This window comes from Millisia brevis NBRC 105863 (assembly GCF_001552615.1).
In the GTDB taxonomy this organism is placed as follows: Bacteria; Actinomycetota; Actinomycetes; order Mycobacteriales; family Mycobacteriaceae; genus Millisia; species Millisia brevis.
On the sequence record NZ_BCRN01000012.1, the window covers coordinates 81533 to 96976 of the forward strand.

General features: G+C 69.4%; 8 protein-coding genes. 5 read left to right on the top strand and 3 right to left on the bottom strand.

What is annotated here, in order from left to right; all coding sequences use genetic code 11:
- The first annotated feature begins 549 nt into the window (after nt 1–549).
- Nucleotides 550–1320, top strand: a complete 771-nt coding sequence (locus MB1_RS16720; RefSeq protein WP_157084116.1) for a hypothetical protein — start codon at nt 550–552, stop codon at nt 1318–1320.
- A gap of 144 nt (nt 1321–1464) precedes the next feature.
- Entirely contained in the window at nt 1465–3219 is a 1755-nt protein-coding gene (locus MB1_RS16725) for an Hsp70 family protein (RefSeq protein ID WP_066909758.1), read from the top strand.
- A gap of 58 nt (nt 3220–3277) precedes the next feature.
- On the opposite strand, the gene MB1_RS16730 is transcribed toward MB1_RS16725, so the two are convergent.
- On the bottom strand, nt 3278–4984 hold the full coding sequence (locus tag MB1_RS16730) for an FAD-dependent oxidoreductase (protein WP_066909761.1): 1707 nt from the start codon (nt 4982–4984) through the stop codon (nt 3278–3280).
- A gap of 33 nt (nt 4985–5017) precedes the next feature.
- Nucleotides 5018–6061, bottom strand: a complete 1044-nt coding sequence (locus tag MB1_RS16735) for an AurF N-oxygenase family protein (protein WP_084352006.1) — start codon at nt 6059–6061, stop codon at nt 5018–5020.
- 440 nt (nt 6062–6501) lie between these two features.
- On the opposite strand from MB1_RS16735, the gene MB1_RS16740 reads away from it, so the two are divergent.
- Nucleotides 6502–8022 carry an Hsp70 family protein gene (locus MB1_RS16740; protein WP_066909764.1) on the top strand — a complete coding sequence of 507 codons (1521 nt, stop codon included), beginning with the start codon at nt 6502–6504 and terminating at the stop codon, nt 8020–8022.
- Nucleotides 8023–8205: 183 nt separating this feature from the next.
- Nucleotides 8206–9495: a S1 family peptidase gene (locus tag MB1_RS16745; protein WP_245650229.1), complete on the top strand. Its 1290-nt coding sequence runs from the start codon at nt 8206–8208 to the stop codon at nt 9493–9495.
- Nucleotides 9496–10033: 538 nt separating this feature from the next.
- On the opposite strand, the gene MB1_RS16750 is transcribed toward MB1_RS16745, so the two are convergent.
- On the bottom strand, nt 10034–10693 hold the full coding sequence (locus MB1_RS16750; RefSeq protein WP_369406875.1) for a DUF8020 domain-containing protein: 660 nt from the start codon (nt 10691–10693) through the stop codon (nt 10034–10036).
- Nucleotides 10694–11788: 1095 nt separating this feature from the next.
- Between MB1_RS16750 and MB1_RS16755 the strand changes: the two genes are divergently transcribed.
- Nucleotides 11789–15382, top strand: a complete 3594-nt coding sequence (locus MB1_RS16755) for a (Fe-S)-binding protein (protein ID WP_066909771.1) — start codon at nt 11789–11791, stop codon at nt 15380–15382.
- The last annotated feature ends 62 nt before the right edge of the window (nt 15383–15444 follow it).

A 15444-nucleotide genomic window follows, 5' to 3' on the forward strand; every position in this document is an offset into this window, starting at 1 on the left:
CCTCCTGTTTGATGTCCGCCGTCGCTGCGGGGGACTGTGATCCCATCCGCCGCGACGATCGATTCCTGCGCCCGTGGGCGCGTGAGTGTCGGCAACTCGGCCGACAGAGCACGTCTCGTCGTCCCTCCGCCCGCCCTCCCCATCGGGAAGGGCCACGGAGCGGCGACGAAACTGCGCCCGCCGCGCTCGAGTCTGCACCTCTGCACGACCCGAGTCAACTAAGTTGAGTGAACCAAGCTCAAGTTGCTTGATGGTGACAACGCAACTTCGGTGCGGACTGTTCCCGGATTCGAAAATCTTCGGCGTCGTTTCTGTGATCTGCGCCACATACAGCAGGTTCACAGCCCGCCTACCAGGGGATATACAGGCAACCCGCCGATGGTCCGATCTACCACGAGATCTCGCCCGGAAAAGTGAAATATTCCTGAGAGTCCGACCGATACACAGCGCGTGGTGCAAAACGGATCGGTCATCCGATCGGTGGTCACCGCCACACGAGGGTCCGCCCGCGGGGGTGTGGGCCCGCACGAGCAAGACGAGGGAGCGAATATGGCGCAGGCCAACCAGCTGCGGATTGTGGAGCTCGGTCGTACGCGGACCGAGGTCAGTGTCGCCGGCTTGATCCAGGAGGACTACAGCTCCTCCCCGGGTCTCCATCGCGACGGCATCTGGAGCGGCCTGGTGCGTGACTTCCGTGAGACGGTCCTGCTGCAGGTCGAGTTCCCCACCGAGGCCGGCGAGGAGTCCGCCTCGATCGGTTGGATCGTCGACGGCTGCCCGCTCGATCGCGCGTCGGCCACCGGCCTGCCGCGTCGGGTACCCGGCACCGTCGCCGTCGACTACCGCTGGCCGGGCGCCGACGACCGGATGCACACGATCGCGCTGTCGATCGCCCCCGGCACCGCCGAGGCCACCATCCGCGTGCAGGTCGTCCACGCTCCCGCCGAGGGCCAGGCCCTGCGGTACGGCCCGGAGCTGGAGATCACCCTGCGCGGCAGCGTCGTCGACTGGCCCGCCGAGAAGCTGGCCAAGGAGCGCATCGCGCTCGGCGCGCTGGCCGACCGCATCACCCGCGTGCTCGCGCTCGCCGGCGATACCTCCGGCACGTCGCCCGAGCGGCTCATGGACGCTCGCGGTGAGCAGGCCGACCGCATCGTCGCCGCGCTCGAAGCCGCCGAGGTCGCCCCGCTCGCCGACTCCGCCACCGCCGCGGAACTGGCCGCCGCGGTCACCGCGCTGCGTCCGGTGTCGATTGTCGCCCGCCCGCAGCCCTTTGTCGGCCGGCGTCCCCAGCGCGCCGGCGTCGTCGCCGGACACTGACCGAAGGACTCCGGTCGACCACCGAACCGGAGTCGACCATCGCGGGTCGGTATGGTACGAGGTGGCGATCGGCAGATCGTCGCCGACAGGTACCGGGGCCGTCGCGATGAGCTACCGCCCCACCGAGGACCGGAACGGAGCGAGATGACCACGACCGTCGGGTTGAAGGTCGGATCCGTCACCGCGTGCGCCGTCGTCGAGGCTTCGGGGGGTCGAACGGTCACCTGCCGCAGCAGCGCTCTGCGGCTGTCCGCCGCCGGCGGGGTCGACGTCACCGATGCCCCGGACGGACTGCGGATCGACTTCCCCGAGCTGGTCCCCAACCCCACCCCCTTCGGTCTGCCCGCGGGCGGTACCGCCACGGTCGCCGAGTTGTACGCCGGCGCCGTCCGCGCCCTGCTCGACCGCGCCCGCCGCACCGGCCCGGCCGGTCCCGCACATATCGTGCTGGCCGTTCCCGCCCACTGGGACACCACGGTCATCGACAGGGTGACCGCCCGCTGCGCCGAACGCGGTGTCGAGGATCTGCACACCGTCTCCGAGCCGGTCGCGGCCGCGACGTGGCTGCGCCATTTCCACGGCGCCGACGAACCGGTCCTCGTCTTCGACATGGGCGGTCACAGCCTCGATGTCGCCGTGGTCGGTTTCGACGGACGCCCGCGAGTCCTCGGAACCCCACTGCGGTCCCGTTCGTGCACGGGCGACGTCCTCGACGACATCGTGTTGCGCCACGTACTGGCCGAACTGGGCGCCGACCCGGACCTCTTCGACTCGACCGATCCGCAGGACATCGAGCGGATCACCCGACTGCGCGGCGCCTGCCGCTCCGCCCGCGAGGCATTGTCCACCGACGACCACGTGGTGATCACCGACAGCGCCGCCATCGCCGCGGCCACGGGCGCGACGGCCGCGGTCACCGATTCGGCCACCGAGGCCTCCGAGGCCTCCGGCCCCGCCCCTGCGATCACGCTGACCCGCGACGAGTTGAACGCATTGATCACCGACTCGGTGCGGGCCGCCGCCGAGGAAGCCGCCGCGGTGATCGACACCGCCGACGTCACGGTCGGGACGGTCCTGCTGACCGGCGGATGCGCCGATACCCCGGTGGTCACCGACATCGTGTCGACGCAGTTGGGACTCCCGGTGGTCTGCCATCCCTACCCGGCGACCACCTCCGCCGCGGGTGCGGCGCTGCCGAGCGCCGAAGCCGCCCGCCGGGCCGCGGTACCCGCTCCCCGCCCGGCCCCGGGCGCACGCGCCGAGGCCGTCCCCGGGCCCGCCGACTCCGGCAGCTTCGATCCCGACCGCGAGGCGATCACCGAGACCCTCCAGGCCGTGGTCGTCGAGGCGACACCGAAGTACACCGCCTACGCCGAGGTCGACGAGTCCGCGATCACCGAACCGACCGAGCCCGCCGATCCGACCGTGTCCGAGGTGCCCGTCCGCCGGGAACGCAGCCGCACCCTGCCGCTCTTCGGCGCGGCAGCCGCAGCCGCCGCGGTCGTGGTCGCGGTGGTGGGCGCGGTGCTGGTGCTCGACCCATCCAGCGACACCGGCCGGGTCGAGGCCGATCCCCCGGCGGTGACCGAACCGGTCCTGCCCCCCGCGGCGCCCGAACCCGAACCGGTGGTGGATGTGCCGATCGCGATCGCCACCGAGACCCCGCCGGCGCCCGCCCCCGCGCCCGTCGCGCCCGTGCCCGCTCCGGCCTCGGTCGAGCCGCCGCCCGCCGCACCCGCGGAGCCGACCAGCGAGGCACCGGCCGCAACCACGACCGCCGCCGTTCCCACCACGACGGCCGGAACGGTCGCGGATCAGTCGAACCGGCTGGTCGACGGGGTCCTGGATTCGACCAACGGCATCGTCAACGACGTGCTCGAGGCCGTCCCCGGCTTCTGAACGAACAGGCCCCCGACCAGCGATGCTGTTCGGGGGCCTGGCTCGTTTGTGTGCCGGTCTAGCGACCGGCGGTCATCAGGCGATCGACCAGGCCGGAACGTCCCTTGCCGCGCGGGCGGTCGCGCTCCGCGGCCGCGACCAGTTCGGCCGCCGTCAGATACTTCACCCGCCCCCGGACCCCGAGTCCGCGGGCGCGTTCGCTCCGGTCGATCCGTTGCCACCCGTGCCGGTCGATCCGGTCGCCGACTCGACCCGCGATCAGGGCCCCGAGATGGGAGTCGCCGACGCGGGGTGCGGCCAAGACGCCGCGGTTGAAGTCGTCGACCAGGGCGCCGACGGTCTCCTGCGAGCAGGACTTGTTGGTACCGATGAACCCCGAGGGTCCCCGCTTGATCCACCCGACCGCGTAGACGCCGGTCTCCGGTACCCCGCCGACCCGATCGAGGGCACGGCCGCCGACATTGGGGACCACGGCCCGATCGGGATCGAAGGGCACGCCCGGCAATGCGCGTCCGCGGTAGCCGATACTGCGCAGCACCAGGCCCGCGTCGAGATCGACCAGCCGATCGGTCGCGCTGATCGTGCCGGTCGCCGGATCGATCGCGTTCTCGACGAAGCGGACACCGGTGACCGATGAGGAGCCGAGCACCTCGGTCGGCGACAACAGATAGCGCAGGTTGATCGCCCGCCGGCCCGGCTCGGCCGCTGCGGCCATCGTCGAGAGGACCTCGAGCTTGGCGGCGAGATCACCGTCGGCCCCGGACACCGCGGCGGCGACCAACTCGCGATCGCCGCCGGACAGGGTGACCGTCGCGTCCGGATAGGTGCTCAGTCCGATCAGCTCCGGCAGGGTGAACGCGGACTGCGCCGGACCGCGGCGCCCGACGATGACCACCTCCTCGACGCGGCTGTTCCGCAACGCGGCGAGAGCGACGTCGGAGATGTCGGTCGTCGCCAGGCTGTCGGGGTCGGCGGTCAGGATGCGGGCGACGTCGAGCGCGACGTTGCCGTTGCCGATGATCACCGCCCGTCGATGGCTCAGATCGACCGACCAGTCCCGGTAGTCCGGGTGGCCGTTGACCCAGGCGACAAACTCGGTGGCCGACGACGATCCCGGCAGGTCGGCGCCGGGGATGTTCAGCGGCCGATCGGTCGCCGCACCGTACGCGTAGATGACCGCGTGGTGATGATCGAGCAGTTCCCGATGCGAGATGTCCCGGCCGACCTCGACGTTCAGATAGAACTCGAGGCCCTCCTGTCCGGCGATCGTGTCGAACAGTTCGGTGACCCGTTTGGTCTTCGGGTGGTCGGGAGCAACGCCCGAGCGCACCAGCCCGTACGGCACCGGCAACCGATCGAAGATATTGACCCGCACACCCGGCTGGGTCAGAAGCTCGTCCGCCGCGTACATCGCCGCCGGGCCCGAGCCGACGATCGCCACGCGAAGGCCGCGGTCGGTGACCACCGGAGCCGGGGTGACCGGCGCCAGCCAGGGCCGCATCGTCGCATCGTCGTCGGCGTAGTAGGCGGCGTTGATCGGCACGAAGATCTGCTGATCGGGCCGCAACCGGGACTGCGGGGCGATCGCGTCCACCGGACATGCGGACACGCAGGCACCGCAGTCGACGCAGGCCGCCGGGTCGATGTGCAACATCTCCGCGGTGAGGAAGTCCGGTTCATCCGGCGTCGGATGGATGCAGTTGACCGGACAGGCGAAGACACACGACCCGTCGCTGCAGCACGACTGGGTCACCACGTGGGGCATCGGGAATTCCGCTTCTCTCGATCCGGATCGGGCTCAGGCCGCGATGTGCTGACCGGGGCCGCGCTGGGGTTCGCTGCGGAAGCGCGAGGAACGCCCGTCGATCAGGAGCGCTCGCCAGACGAGCTTGGCGAGCGGGGTGCGCAGGCCGGCCCGATCCGCGAGCATGCGGACGTCGGCGAAGACCTCGGTGAGCAGGCCGCGCCCACGGCTGCCGGTCCAGAACAGGTCCTTGCGCACCTGCTCCGGGATGTCGAAACGCTCCCAGAAGCTCTTCGGCGGGATCATGATCGCGTCGGCGAGGACGCGCATGATGATCGGCAACGCCAGGGAGACCAGGAAGCGTTGCGCACGGCCCAGACGGGGTACGCGCCGTTCGATCCACTGGTGGGCGAAGGAGATGTGGCGGGCCTCCTCGGCGACGTGGATCTGCATCACGCGACGCATGATCGGGTGCAGGTTGCCACCCTCGCGCAGGACCGCCTTCTGGGTGTGGTCGATCGGCTCCTCACCGGCGAGGACGCCGATGAAGAAGAGCGTCGGGAAGCCCTTGGCCGCCAGCGGGATGAACGGAGCCAGGAAGCGCAGCACCCGGTTCATCCCCGCCGCGCGGCGGTCGACCCGATTGACCATCTCCTGGAACATCATCATGTGGTTGCACTCTTCGGCGCTCTCGTGGAGGCAGTACCGATACTCCGGATCGCCGTTGGTCAGCGACGTCGCGTAGTTCATGAACCCGCCGACCAGGATGCCCTCGAATTGCAGACCGACCTTGGCGACATTGGCCTGGCGGTAGCGACCGATCTCGATCTGCAGGTCCCGCGGGGCGGCCAGGTACCACGGGTGTCCACCGAGCGGATCGGTCGCCGGCAGGATCCAGCGCTCGTCGTCCTCGATCACCGCGAACTCGGGCGACTGCCAGTCGATATCGGTGTAGGCGTCGAAGTGGCGATTGACCGAGCCCTCCGAGAGCAACCGCAGATTGTCGTAATACTCACCGACGAATGCGTCACCCTCGTCGTTCGACGAGGGTCCCTCGCGGGTCGGGCCCTGCGCGTGATCGGGACTGACTGCAACCATCTCTTCCAACCTCCTGGCGGATTGACAGTGCGGTGCGCTACACGTCTGACATACGTGTCGGTGGCCGAATCACCGGTTGGGCGACCGGTGCACGCCCCGCTCCTGAGCCACTCGAATAAGAGTAACACCAAGTAACAGTAATGAGGTCGGTCTTCGTCAACCTCGCCCGATAGCCACGGTCGAACACGCGGCCCGGCGGTATCGCTCACAGCAACTTCACATACTTGGCAAGGGTGAGCGATTGCCAGTACGTTCATATCGTCCGCGGCGACCGCCGACGGTCTCGGCTGCTCGACACGAGGTGGTCGACGGCCTCGGTACCGTAGTCGGAGCGCCGCCAAACGTGCGTGGCGCGGACGGACGGTGTGGCGCCGAGACGACGAGCTATCCGGTCGAGGGCACCAGGCCGATGATCGAGTGATGGGGAGACTCGGACCGGAATGACCGTACGCATCGGTATCACGATCGGTGACGCCACCTCGGTGGCCGTTTGCCGGACCGATGGCGAGGACGATCCCACCATCTTCACCAGCGCGACCGTTCTGGCGGTCGACATCGACGGCACCGTGCTGTTCGCGGATGATGTCGACGTTCCGGCGATGCGCGCTCCCCGCTTCGCAACCGACTTCGTCGGTGCGATTCCCCGATCCGACGGGTTCCCCCTGGCGGACGGACAGTCCGTTCGTCCCGAGGACCTGATGGCCCGCGCCGCCTGGTGCATGGTCGAGTCGGTCCACGCGATGGCCGACGACGACGACCGCGTCCTGGTGATCACCCACCCGGCCCGCTGGAGTCGCAACTCTCGCAATCGGCTGCGCGATGGTCTCGACCACGTCGGGCTGCCGGAGGCCCGGCTGGTGTCCGAGGCGGATGCCGCGGTCAACCAGCTGCGGATGGACAACGCCCGGCAGCTGACCACCGCGGTGGTCACCGCCGACCTCGACGTCGTCGACATCGCGGTGATCGGGCCGCGGGCGGAGGCCTCGCTCGGGCCGTCCCCCACGATCGGTATCGCCGCCTCGACCCGCCCGGCGCGCGGCGTCACGCTGCGGTCCGCCTACTTCCGCGGCCCCGACGTGGTCGCCGACCTGTGGCGCGACGTGGTCGACCGGGCCGGTGTCACCCCGCGCCGCCTGATCCTCACCGGCGTCCGCGCGGACGACCCGGTGTTGGCGCAGGTCTGCGCGCGCGTCTCCGGGCTGACCCCGCAGATCCAGCCGCATCTGGCCGCAGGCGGCGCCTATGTGATCGCCAATCGGCTGGTCGCAGCGTCCGATGCCGCGATGTCGGCGCCCGTCGAGCCGGAACCCGCACCGGAGCCGCCGGCCCCGAAGACCGCACGTGCACCCAAGAAGCGACGCCTCGTCGACCGCACCCCGGTGGTATCCGGCGTGACGATGCTCGGCCTGGCGGCGTTGGCCGTCGGCGCGATGAGCACCTCGCCCTCCTGGTCGGGGCAGGACCGCACCGGACGCGAATCCGACTTCCCGACGGCCAGCAGTTCGGTGATCTACATGCCCACCCAGGATGCGGTCGAGGTCGAGCCGCCCGCGGGCTCCGACACGCCCGCCCCGGCCGCGCCCGCTCCGGCGGGGGCCGTCGCCACGGTGGTCGTTCCGCCCTCGTCGGCCGAGCTGTACGTCCCTCCGGTGGTCACCACCACCGCCGGTTCTCCCGCCGCGGTCACCCCGCCGACCGTCGATTCGTCGCGCGGCGATACCGCGCCCGACCGGACGACGACCACGGCGCCATCGGTCACCTGGACCGGGTTCCCCTCGCTGCCGTCCCTGCCGAGCATCGTTGTACCGACGGCCACCTCGTCGTCACAGCCGACCACGGCGGGATTCGGTACGACCACGCAGAGTTCGACGCCACAGACCGGTTCGTCGACCGCCACGACGAGCGAAGAGGATACCGACGAGTCGGGAACCGCAGGTACCGGGCGGAATTCGACCGATTGAGACCTTTCGGAAGACACGGTCACCAGCGATAAGAGTCACTGCGCGCCGATACGCCGACCAGCACGACGATGCCATAGGGTGTTATCCGCCCGCCCGAGTACGGGTGGTGCGGGAAAGGATCACATGCGGACCACGGGCCCGAAGAGCAATCGCCTCGCGAGACGGCGTCTTCGACGACGCGCGGTGCGGTTCTCCGCCCTCGCTTCGGTGGCCGTCCTGGCGACCCTCGTGGCACCGATTCCGGCAGCGTACGCCCAACCCGCCACCACCACACAGGAATTGCCCGCGGAACTGACCGCGGCGATCTCGCGTGATCTCGGCTATTCGGCGCAGGAATATCTCGAGCGGGCCGAACGCGCCCAGCAGCTGCACGCGTTCGTGGACAGCTACCGCACGCGCAATCCCGACAGCTACGCCGGCGCCTGGCTCGATGCCGACGGCCAGCCGGTCGTCGCGGTGACGAACGCGGCAGCGGTCAGCGAGGTGTCCGCCTACGGCTACCGCGCCCAGCGAGCGGCCGTGTCGGCCAACGTGATGCAGGAAGCTCTGGCCCAGTTGGTCGACTGGATGCAGAAACTCCCGCAGGACGTCGCCAAGTCGATCAACGGCATCGCCGTGGACGCGATGAACAACCAGATCGTCGTGCAGGTGGTCAATTCCCCGCTCGGACAGGTCCTGAACCTGCCGACGCTGCTCGCCAATGTGCGCATCACCCCGGTGCCGGCGGCCCCGCAGACCGCGGCGGCGATCGGCGGCGACTCCTTCATCACCAGCGCCGAACCGATCGACAGCCCGAATACCTACGAGATCACCGTGTGCTCGCTCGGGTTCTCGGCGACCACGGCGGGCGGCGGTGACGCCTACATCAGCGCCGGACACTGCGACCCGCTGCTGGACTCCGGCCGGTCGGGCGCCCCGGTATACCTGCCGAATCCGGCCGGACCCGCCGCCGGTGCCGGTCCGCAGGTCGGATCGATCGTCGCCTCGCAGGTCGGCGGGGCGAGCGGTGTCGAGTACTCGATCATCTCGGTCAACGAGGCGGGCATCGCGGCCGGTCTCGATGAGCCCGCCGTGCGCGGCAGCGCCGGGTCGAGCGTCCCGGTGACCGGCGTCGGCGCCGCGGTGGTCGGTGCGCCGATCTGCAAGTCGGGCAAGACGTCGTCGTATACCTGCGGTGTGGTCACCGCCGATCGGGTCGAGGTACCGCTCTACCTGGACAACGGCACCACCCGGACCATCAGCGGATTTGCCGGCTCCACCTGCTCGCTCGCCGGCGACAGCGGCGGCGCGATCATCAGCGGCACGCTCGCCCTCGGCATCACCAGCGGATCCAACAGCGGCGACAGCGCAAACTGCGGCGAGGCGGCCCTGGCCCTGGCGGCCACCGGCGGCACCTCGACGGTCGGCATTCCGGTCGGCGATATCACCGCCGCGACCGGGGTGCGGATTCGCACCGCGCAGTCCGCCGACTGACGTCGTCGGCCGACTTATCGCCCGAATAGGGCGCGGGTCCTCCGGATCGTCAGGCCGCACACCGTTCCTCGACGGCCCGGCCGCAAGGGCATCAACGGCGCAGCAGCAGGGGCATCCACGGCGCCGACGCAAGGGCATCAACGGTGTCACCGCAGGGCGTCGCCGGCGCAGCCGGACCGACCTTCCGCGACATTGCCACCCATAACCTCGGCACGTCCACGAGGTGCCGCCGCTACCGACAGTCGGCGTACCGATCACATCCCCACTCGACGGTCCCCAGCGCGACGGGGCGACGTCTGGGTCCTCGCCGCCTCGCTCCGGACCGCGCCGCGACCATCCGCCGAGGCCACGTTCCGAGAGCATCCCGTCGCGTCCCACGAGAGTGACGGTTTGTTCGGTTGCACCGCAGAATTCGTCACTCCGGCGGACGGCCGCCGGGCTGGGGGTAGGGCAGCGAGATATCCGGGCATGACAATGGCCTGCCCATCCGGTCGGATGGGCAGGCCATTGTGGAGGTCCTGCTGGCGACGCGTGAACGTCAGGCCCAGCGGGTGCTTCCGGGCGGAGCGTTGAGGGTATTGACCAGGTCATAACCCGCCGCGATCAGGGTCGGTCCGCCGGCGAGGATCGTTCCGGCGATACCACCGACGGCAGCGCCTGTCAGAAGACCGGGGATGCATCCAAGCGGGATGGTCGCGACGCAGCCGATGACCGCACCGGCGATGGTGCCGACGAGGCTGCCGATGCCGGTGGCCAGGCCGAGCTGGGTCGAGAACTCGTTGGTCGCGCGCTGGTTCTCCAGCGGCGAGGCCACGGAGTTGAAGAGGCCGGCCGGCTTGTCCACCGCGGGCTCGAGCTCACCCGGGATCAGCTTGAGGACCTTGCCGTCCTCGGTGATCTCGGACTGCAGCGGCAACTGCTGGTCGCCCAAGTAGAAGGTAAGCGGAAGAACGAGCACGTCCGCGCCCTGCGAATCCTGGACGGTGACCGTCTTGCCATCGTCGGCCAGGCGGAAGGCGCCGGCATCGAGCGTGGTGACGACGGTCTCGTCCTCGATGTGCGCCTCGTAGCCGATCTCCTCGGCGCCCTGCTCCGCCGCCGGCGGATCCGCCGGAAGGGTCGGGTCGGCCAAGGCGGTTCCGGTCCACACCGCGAGCGAGCCGATGGCCAGCGCGGCGGTCGCCGTCAGTCTCCGCATGTTCATAGTTTCCGTTTCCTCATCTACTGCGCTCCTCCGGTTTCAACCGATCCTCGGAGACAACTACCGAACTTCGGTCACCTAACCCGGTATCGATTCGGACCGACTCACCTTAGCGTCCGAACTTTCGCCTACCGGGCATGCCCACACTTTCGGGGAGAATCCGACACCGTCGAGATGTTGGATACCCGCGTCCAACCGGCGACATCGGTCGCTCGGCGCACGGCCCCTCCTCCACCTCGTCCGAACCCTCCCCCGCGGCCGGGCGAACCCGGACCGATCGACCGCTCTACCACCTGCAATCGAAGCGACGAACCGCTACGGCCGCTGCGGATCCCCGACCCGCACGCGATAACCATACGTGCCCGCCCGACCATGTCCGGATCACCCGATCGATGGGGAGCGATGAGCGTGTCGACCGTCGCGAACAGGTCCACCCCATCACCTCCACTCCACCGATCGACACCGGGTTCAATTCAACCGAATGACAATATGTGCTAATTCGAATTGATAGATACTTGGACTACCGACAATCGGCGATAGTCGCCCACATTTACCGGAATGCAATCACCGAGAATAGTGACAGCATCCGCGATGCGGCTTTCGAAATATTGGCGGGTGAACCGCCCGGTACGCCTCGCGGACGTGCTTACGAGTAGGCGTCGAACCCACCCGAACCGGCGCGATTACCTCCCCATGCCACCCCATGTACCGGTCGCCGGCGGCCCATCGACCCTTTCGGATCGCCACCCAACAGACCGGTCGTTGGTCTGAAATCTAGCCCAATCGCCGACTGAGAACAAGCTGTGAGAACCCTGAAGTTCGGATGGGGAATCGGCCCCGTAAACCCGCACAAAGAACGGAAGTTAGGAAACCCTGGCTGTGATCTACCCCCACCTTCCCGTTACGGTCGCACGAGGTACGGCGGCCGAACAGCACCCTCAGCCCGAGAAGCGCCCGGTCACCGGCCCGAATCTTTAGCTACCGGCCAGTAACTTACAACTTGTTACCCTCGGGTAACTTCACTAAGTTACCTGCGAGTAGCTGAGCCGGACGGGCGGCAGGAATGCCGCCTCGAGCGAAAGGGCGTCGATCGTGTCCGCACTGACGATCACGTTGGGGACCATCGGATGGTTGTTCTGCCTCGTGGCATGGGCGTCCTTCCTCAGTGGTGTATGGAACCAGTACCGGACGATCCGACTCGGCCAGCCCGCGCCCGACCGCTGGCGCCCGATCGTCCCCCGCATGCGGCAGATGCTCATCGAGTTCATCGCCCACACGCGAATGGTCAAGTTCCGGACGGTCGGCTGGGCGCACTGGCTGGTGATGATCGGCTTCCTCGGCGGCTTCCTGCTCTACTTCGAGGCCTACGGGCAGACCCTCTACCCCGAGTTCCACTGGCCGTTCTTCGGTGACACCTTCGCCTGGCACCTCTGGGACGAGCTGCTGGGCATCGGCACGGTGGTCGGCATCCTGACGCTGATCGTCATCCGCCAGCTCAACCATCCGCGGGTCCCCGCCCGGCTGTCCCGCTTCTCGGGTTCCCGCTTCGGTCCGGCCTACCTCATCGAGATGATCGTGCTGGTCGAGGGCCTGGGCATGATCTTCGTGAAGGCCGGCAAGATCGCGACCTTCGGGCACGCCAACCCGTACTCGGACTTCTTCACCATGCAGGTGGCCCGGCTGCTGCCGGAGAGCCCGGAACTCGTCTCGGTGTTCGCGCTGATCAAGATGCTCTCGGGCGGCCTGTTCCTCTACCTGGTCGGCCGCAACCTGACCTGGGGCGTCGCCTGGCACCGGTTCAGCGCCTTCCCGAATATCTACTTCAAGCGCCAGGACGACGGCTCGGTCGCCCTCGGTGCCGCCAAGCCGATGATGTCCGGCGGCAAGCCGATCGATATGGAGACCGCCGACCCCGATACCGACACCTTCGGCGTCGGCCGAATCGAGGACTTCTCCTGGAAGGGCTGGCTGGACTTCACCACCTGCACCGAATGCGGCCGTTGCCAGTCGCAGTGTCCGGCGTGGAATACCGGCAAGCCGCTGTCGCCGAAGCTGCTGATCATGTCGCTGCGCGATCACGCCTACGCCGAGGCCCCCTATCTGCTGGCCGGCGGCCGCAAGGATATGGCCGGCGAGGAGGTCGGGCTGGTCGACGCCGACGGCAAGCCCGACGAGGCCAAGCTGGCCGCGATCCCGGAGGCCGCGCGTCTGGAATCCGACCGCCCGCTGGTCGGCCCCACCGAGGGGCAGATCGCCGGCGGCATCATCGATCCGGACGTGCTGTGGAGTTGCACCACCTGCGGTGCCTGCGTCGAGCAGTGCCCGGTGGACATCGAACACGTCGACCACATCATCGATATGCGCCGCTACCAGGTGCTGATCGAGTCGGAGTTCCCCTCCGAGCTGGCCGGACTGTTCAAGAACCTCGAGAACAAGGGCAATCCGTGGGGTCAGAACTCCAAGGATCGGCTCAACTGGATCTCGGAGATGGACTTCCCGATCACCGTCTTCGGTGACGACACCGATTCGTTCGAGGGCTACGAGTACCTCTTCTGGGTCGGCTGCGCCGGCGCCTACGAGGACCGCGCCAAGAAGACCACCAAGGCGGTCGCCGAGCTGCTGGCCACCGCGGGCGTCAAGTTCCTGGTGCTCGGCCAGGGCGAGACCTGCACCGGTGACTCCGCCCGCCGCGCGGGCAACGAGTTCCTGTTCCAGCAGTTGGCGCAGCAGAACATCGAGATGATCGATTCGGTCTTCGAGGGGCTCGACGAACCGAAGCGCAAGGTCATCGTCACCTGCGCGCACTGCCTCAACGCGCTGAAGAACGAGTACGCGCAGCTCGGCGCGAACTACGAGGTCGTCCACCACACCCAGCTGCTCAACCGGCTCGTGCGGCAGAAGCGGCTGATCCCGGTGGCCAAGGTCGACGACACGGTCACCTACCACGACCCGTGCTACCTGGGTCGGCACAACAAGATCTACAACGCTCCCCGCGAGGTGATCGCCGAGTCCGGTTCGGTCCTGACCGAGATGCCCCGGCACGGCGAACGGTCGATGTGCTGCGGCGCCGGTGGCGCGCGGATGTGGATGGAAGAGCACATCGGCAAGCGGATCAACGTCGACCGGGTCGACGAGGCGATCGGCACGCTCGACGACGCCCCGCCGCGCGAGGGTCGACGCATCGCGACCGGTTGCCCGTTCTGCCGGGTGATGCTCACCGACGGCCTGACTGCCCGTCAGGAGTTGGGTCGCGGCGAGAACGTCGAGGTCATCGACGTCGCCCAGCTGATGCTCGAGTCGATCACCCGCCTGGACGCCGAGCAGCTGGGCAAGAACATCGAGGTGATCCAGACCGAGAAGGTCGAGGAGATCGAAGCGGCTCCGGAGCCGGCGCCGGTGGCCGAGCAGGCCGTCGCGGCTGCTCCGACCGCTGCTGCCGGCGGTGTTGCCGCTGGTGCGCCGAAGGCCGGCGGTCTGGGGATGAAGGGCGGCGCCAAGACTCCCGGCGCACCTGCCGCGGGCGCACCGAAGGCCGGTGGCCTGGGCATGAAGGGCGGCGCGAAGGCTCCTGGCGCCCCGACTCCCGGTGCGGCGGCGGGTGCTCCGGCGGCCGGCGCGCCCAAGGCGGGCGGGCTCGGTATGCAGGGCGGTATCAAGGCGCCCGGCGCCAAGGCTCCCGGCGCTCCGGCAGCGGGCGCACCCAAGGCCGGCGGCCTCGGCATGAAGGGCGGCGCCAAGGCTCCCGGCGCTCCGGCGGCCGGTGCACCGAAGGCCGGCGGTCTGGGCATGAAGGGCGGCATCAAGGCGCCCGGTGCGCAGGCTCCCGGTGCTCCGGCAGCAGCTCCGGCGCCGACCGCCGATACCCCGAGCGCTCCCCCGGCGGCCCCGCCGAAGGCTCCTGCCAAGGGAGGCCTGGGCATGAAGGGCATCGCCCGCACACCGGGTGCCGGCGCTCCGAAGGCTCCGGGCGGCGGTGCTCCCAAGGCACCGGGCGCGGCGAAGCCCCCGACACCGGCGGCCGAGGCACCGGCCGGCGCGGAAACGCCCGCACCTGCGGCTCCCGCAGTTCCGGCTCCCGCGACGCCGGCGATCCCGACCGCCAAGGGCGGGCTCGGTATGAAGGGCATCGCGCGCACGCCCGGGGCCGGTGCCCCGAAGCCGCCCGGTGGCGCAGCGAAGGCCGCACCGACGCCCCCTCCGGCGGACGTCGCCGAGGTCGTGGCCGATACGACCGAGGTGGTCACCGCGGATCCGGTCGCGGAACAGCCGGCGGCCCCCGAGCCTGCCGCACCGAAGGCCGCTCCCGGCGGACTCGGTATGAAGGGCATCACGCGGGCTCCCGGTCGCCGTGGCGCTCCGCCGGCTCCGGGTAGGCCGGCCACCCCGGCGACGAGCCCCGTTTCCGAGGACGTCGCCGTCGTGGAAACTCCCGACGTCGCAGATCCCGCCGGCGACCAGCCGACCGCGGAGCAGGCGGTCACGGTGGAGTCGGTCACGGTGGAGTCGGTCACGGAGGAGTCGGTCGCCCCCGCGGAGACCAACGGCGCGGCCGGCAACGGGGCCGCGCCGGCGACCAATGGCTCGGCGAATGGGCAGGACGCGCCGGCCGATGTCCCCGCACCCCCGGTCGCCAAGCCGGGTGGCCTGGGGATGAAGGGCATCGCCAAGCCTCCGGGCCGACGCTGAATCGACCGCGCATGTGGGGAGTGCCGCCGCCAGTTCACCGGCGTCGGCGCTCCTCCACCCGG

What these genes read in the sequence shown, in the direction of transcription:
- MB1_RS16720 (WP_157084116.1), top strand. Translation starts at nt 550, where the DNA reads ATGGCGCAGGCCAACCAGCTGCGGATTGTGGAGCTCGGTCGTACGCGG.
- MB1_RS16725 (WP_066909758.1), top strand. Translation starts at nt 1,465, where the DNA reads ATGACCACGACCGTCGGGTTGAAGGTCGGATCCGTCACCGCGTGCGCC.
- MB1_RS16730 (WP_066909761.1), bottom strand. Translation starts at nt 4,984, where the DNA reads ATGCCCCACGTGGTGACCCAGTCGTGCTGCAGCGACGGGTCGTGTGTC.
- MB1_RS16735 (WP_084352006.1), bottom strand. Translation starts at nt 6,061, where the DNA reads ATGGTTGCAGTCAGTCCCGATCACGCGCAGGGCCCGACCCGCGAGGGA.
- MB1_RS16740 (WP_066909764.1), top strand. Translation starts at nt 6,502, where the DNA reads ATGACCGTACGCATCGGTATCACGATCGGTGACGCCACCTCGGTGGCC.
- MB1_RS16750 (WP_369406875.1), bottom strand. Translation starts at nt 10,693, where the DNA reads ATGCGGAGACTGACGGCGACCGCCGCGCTGGCCATCGGCTCGCTCGCG.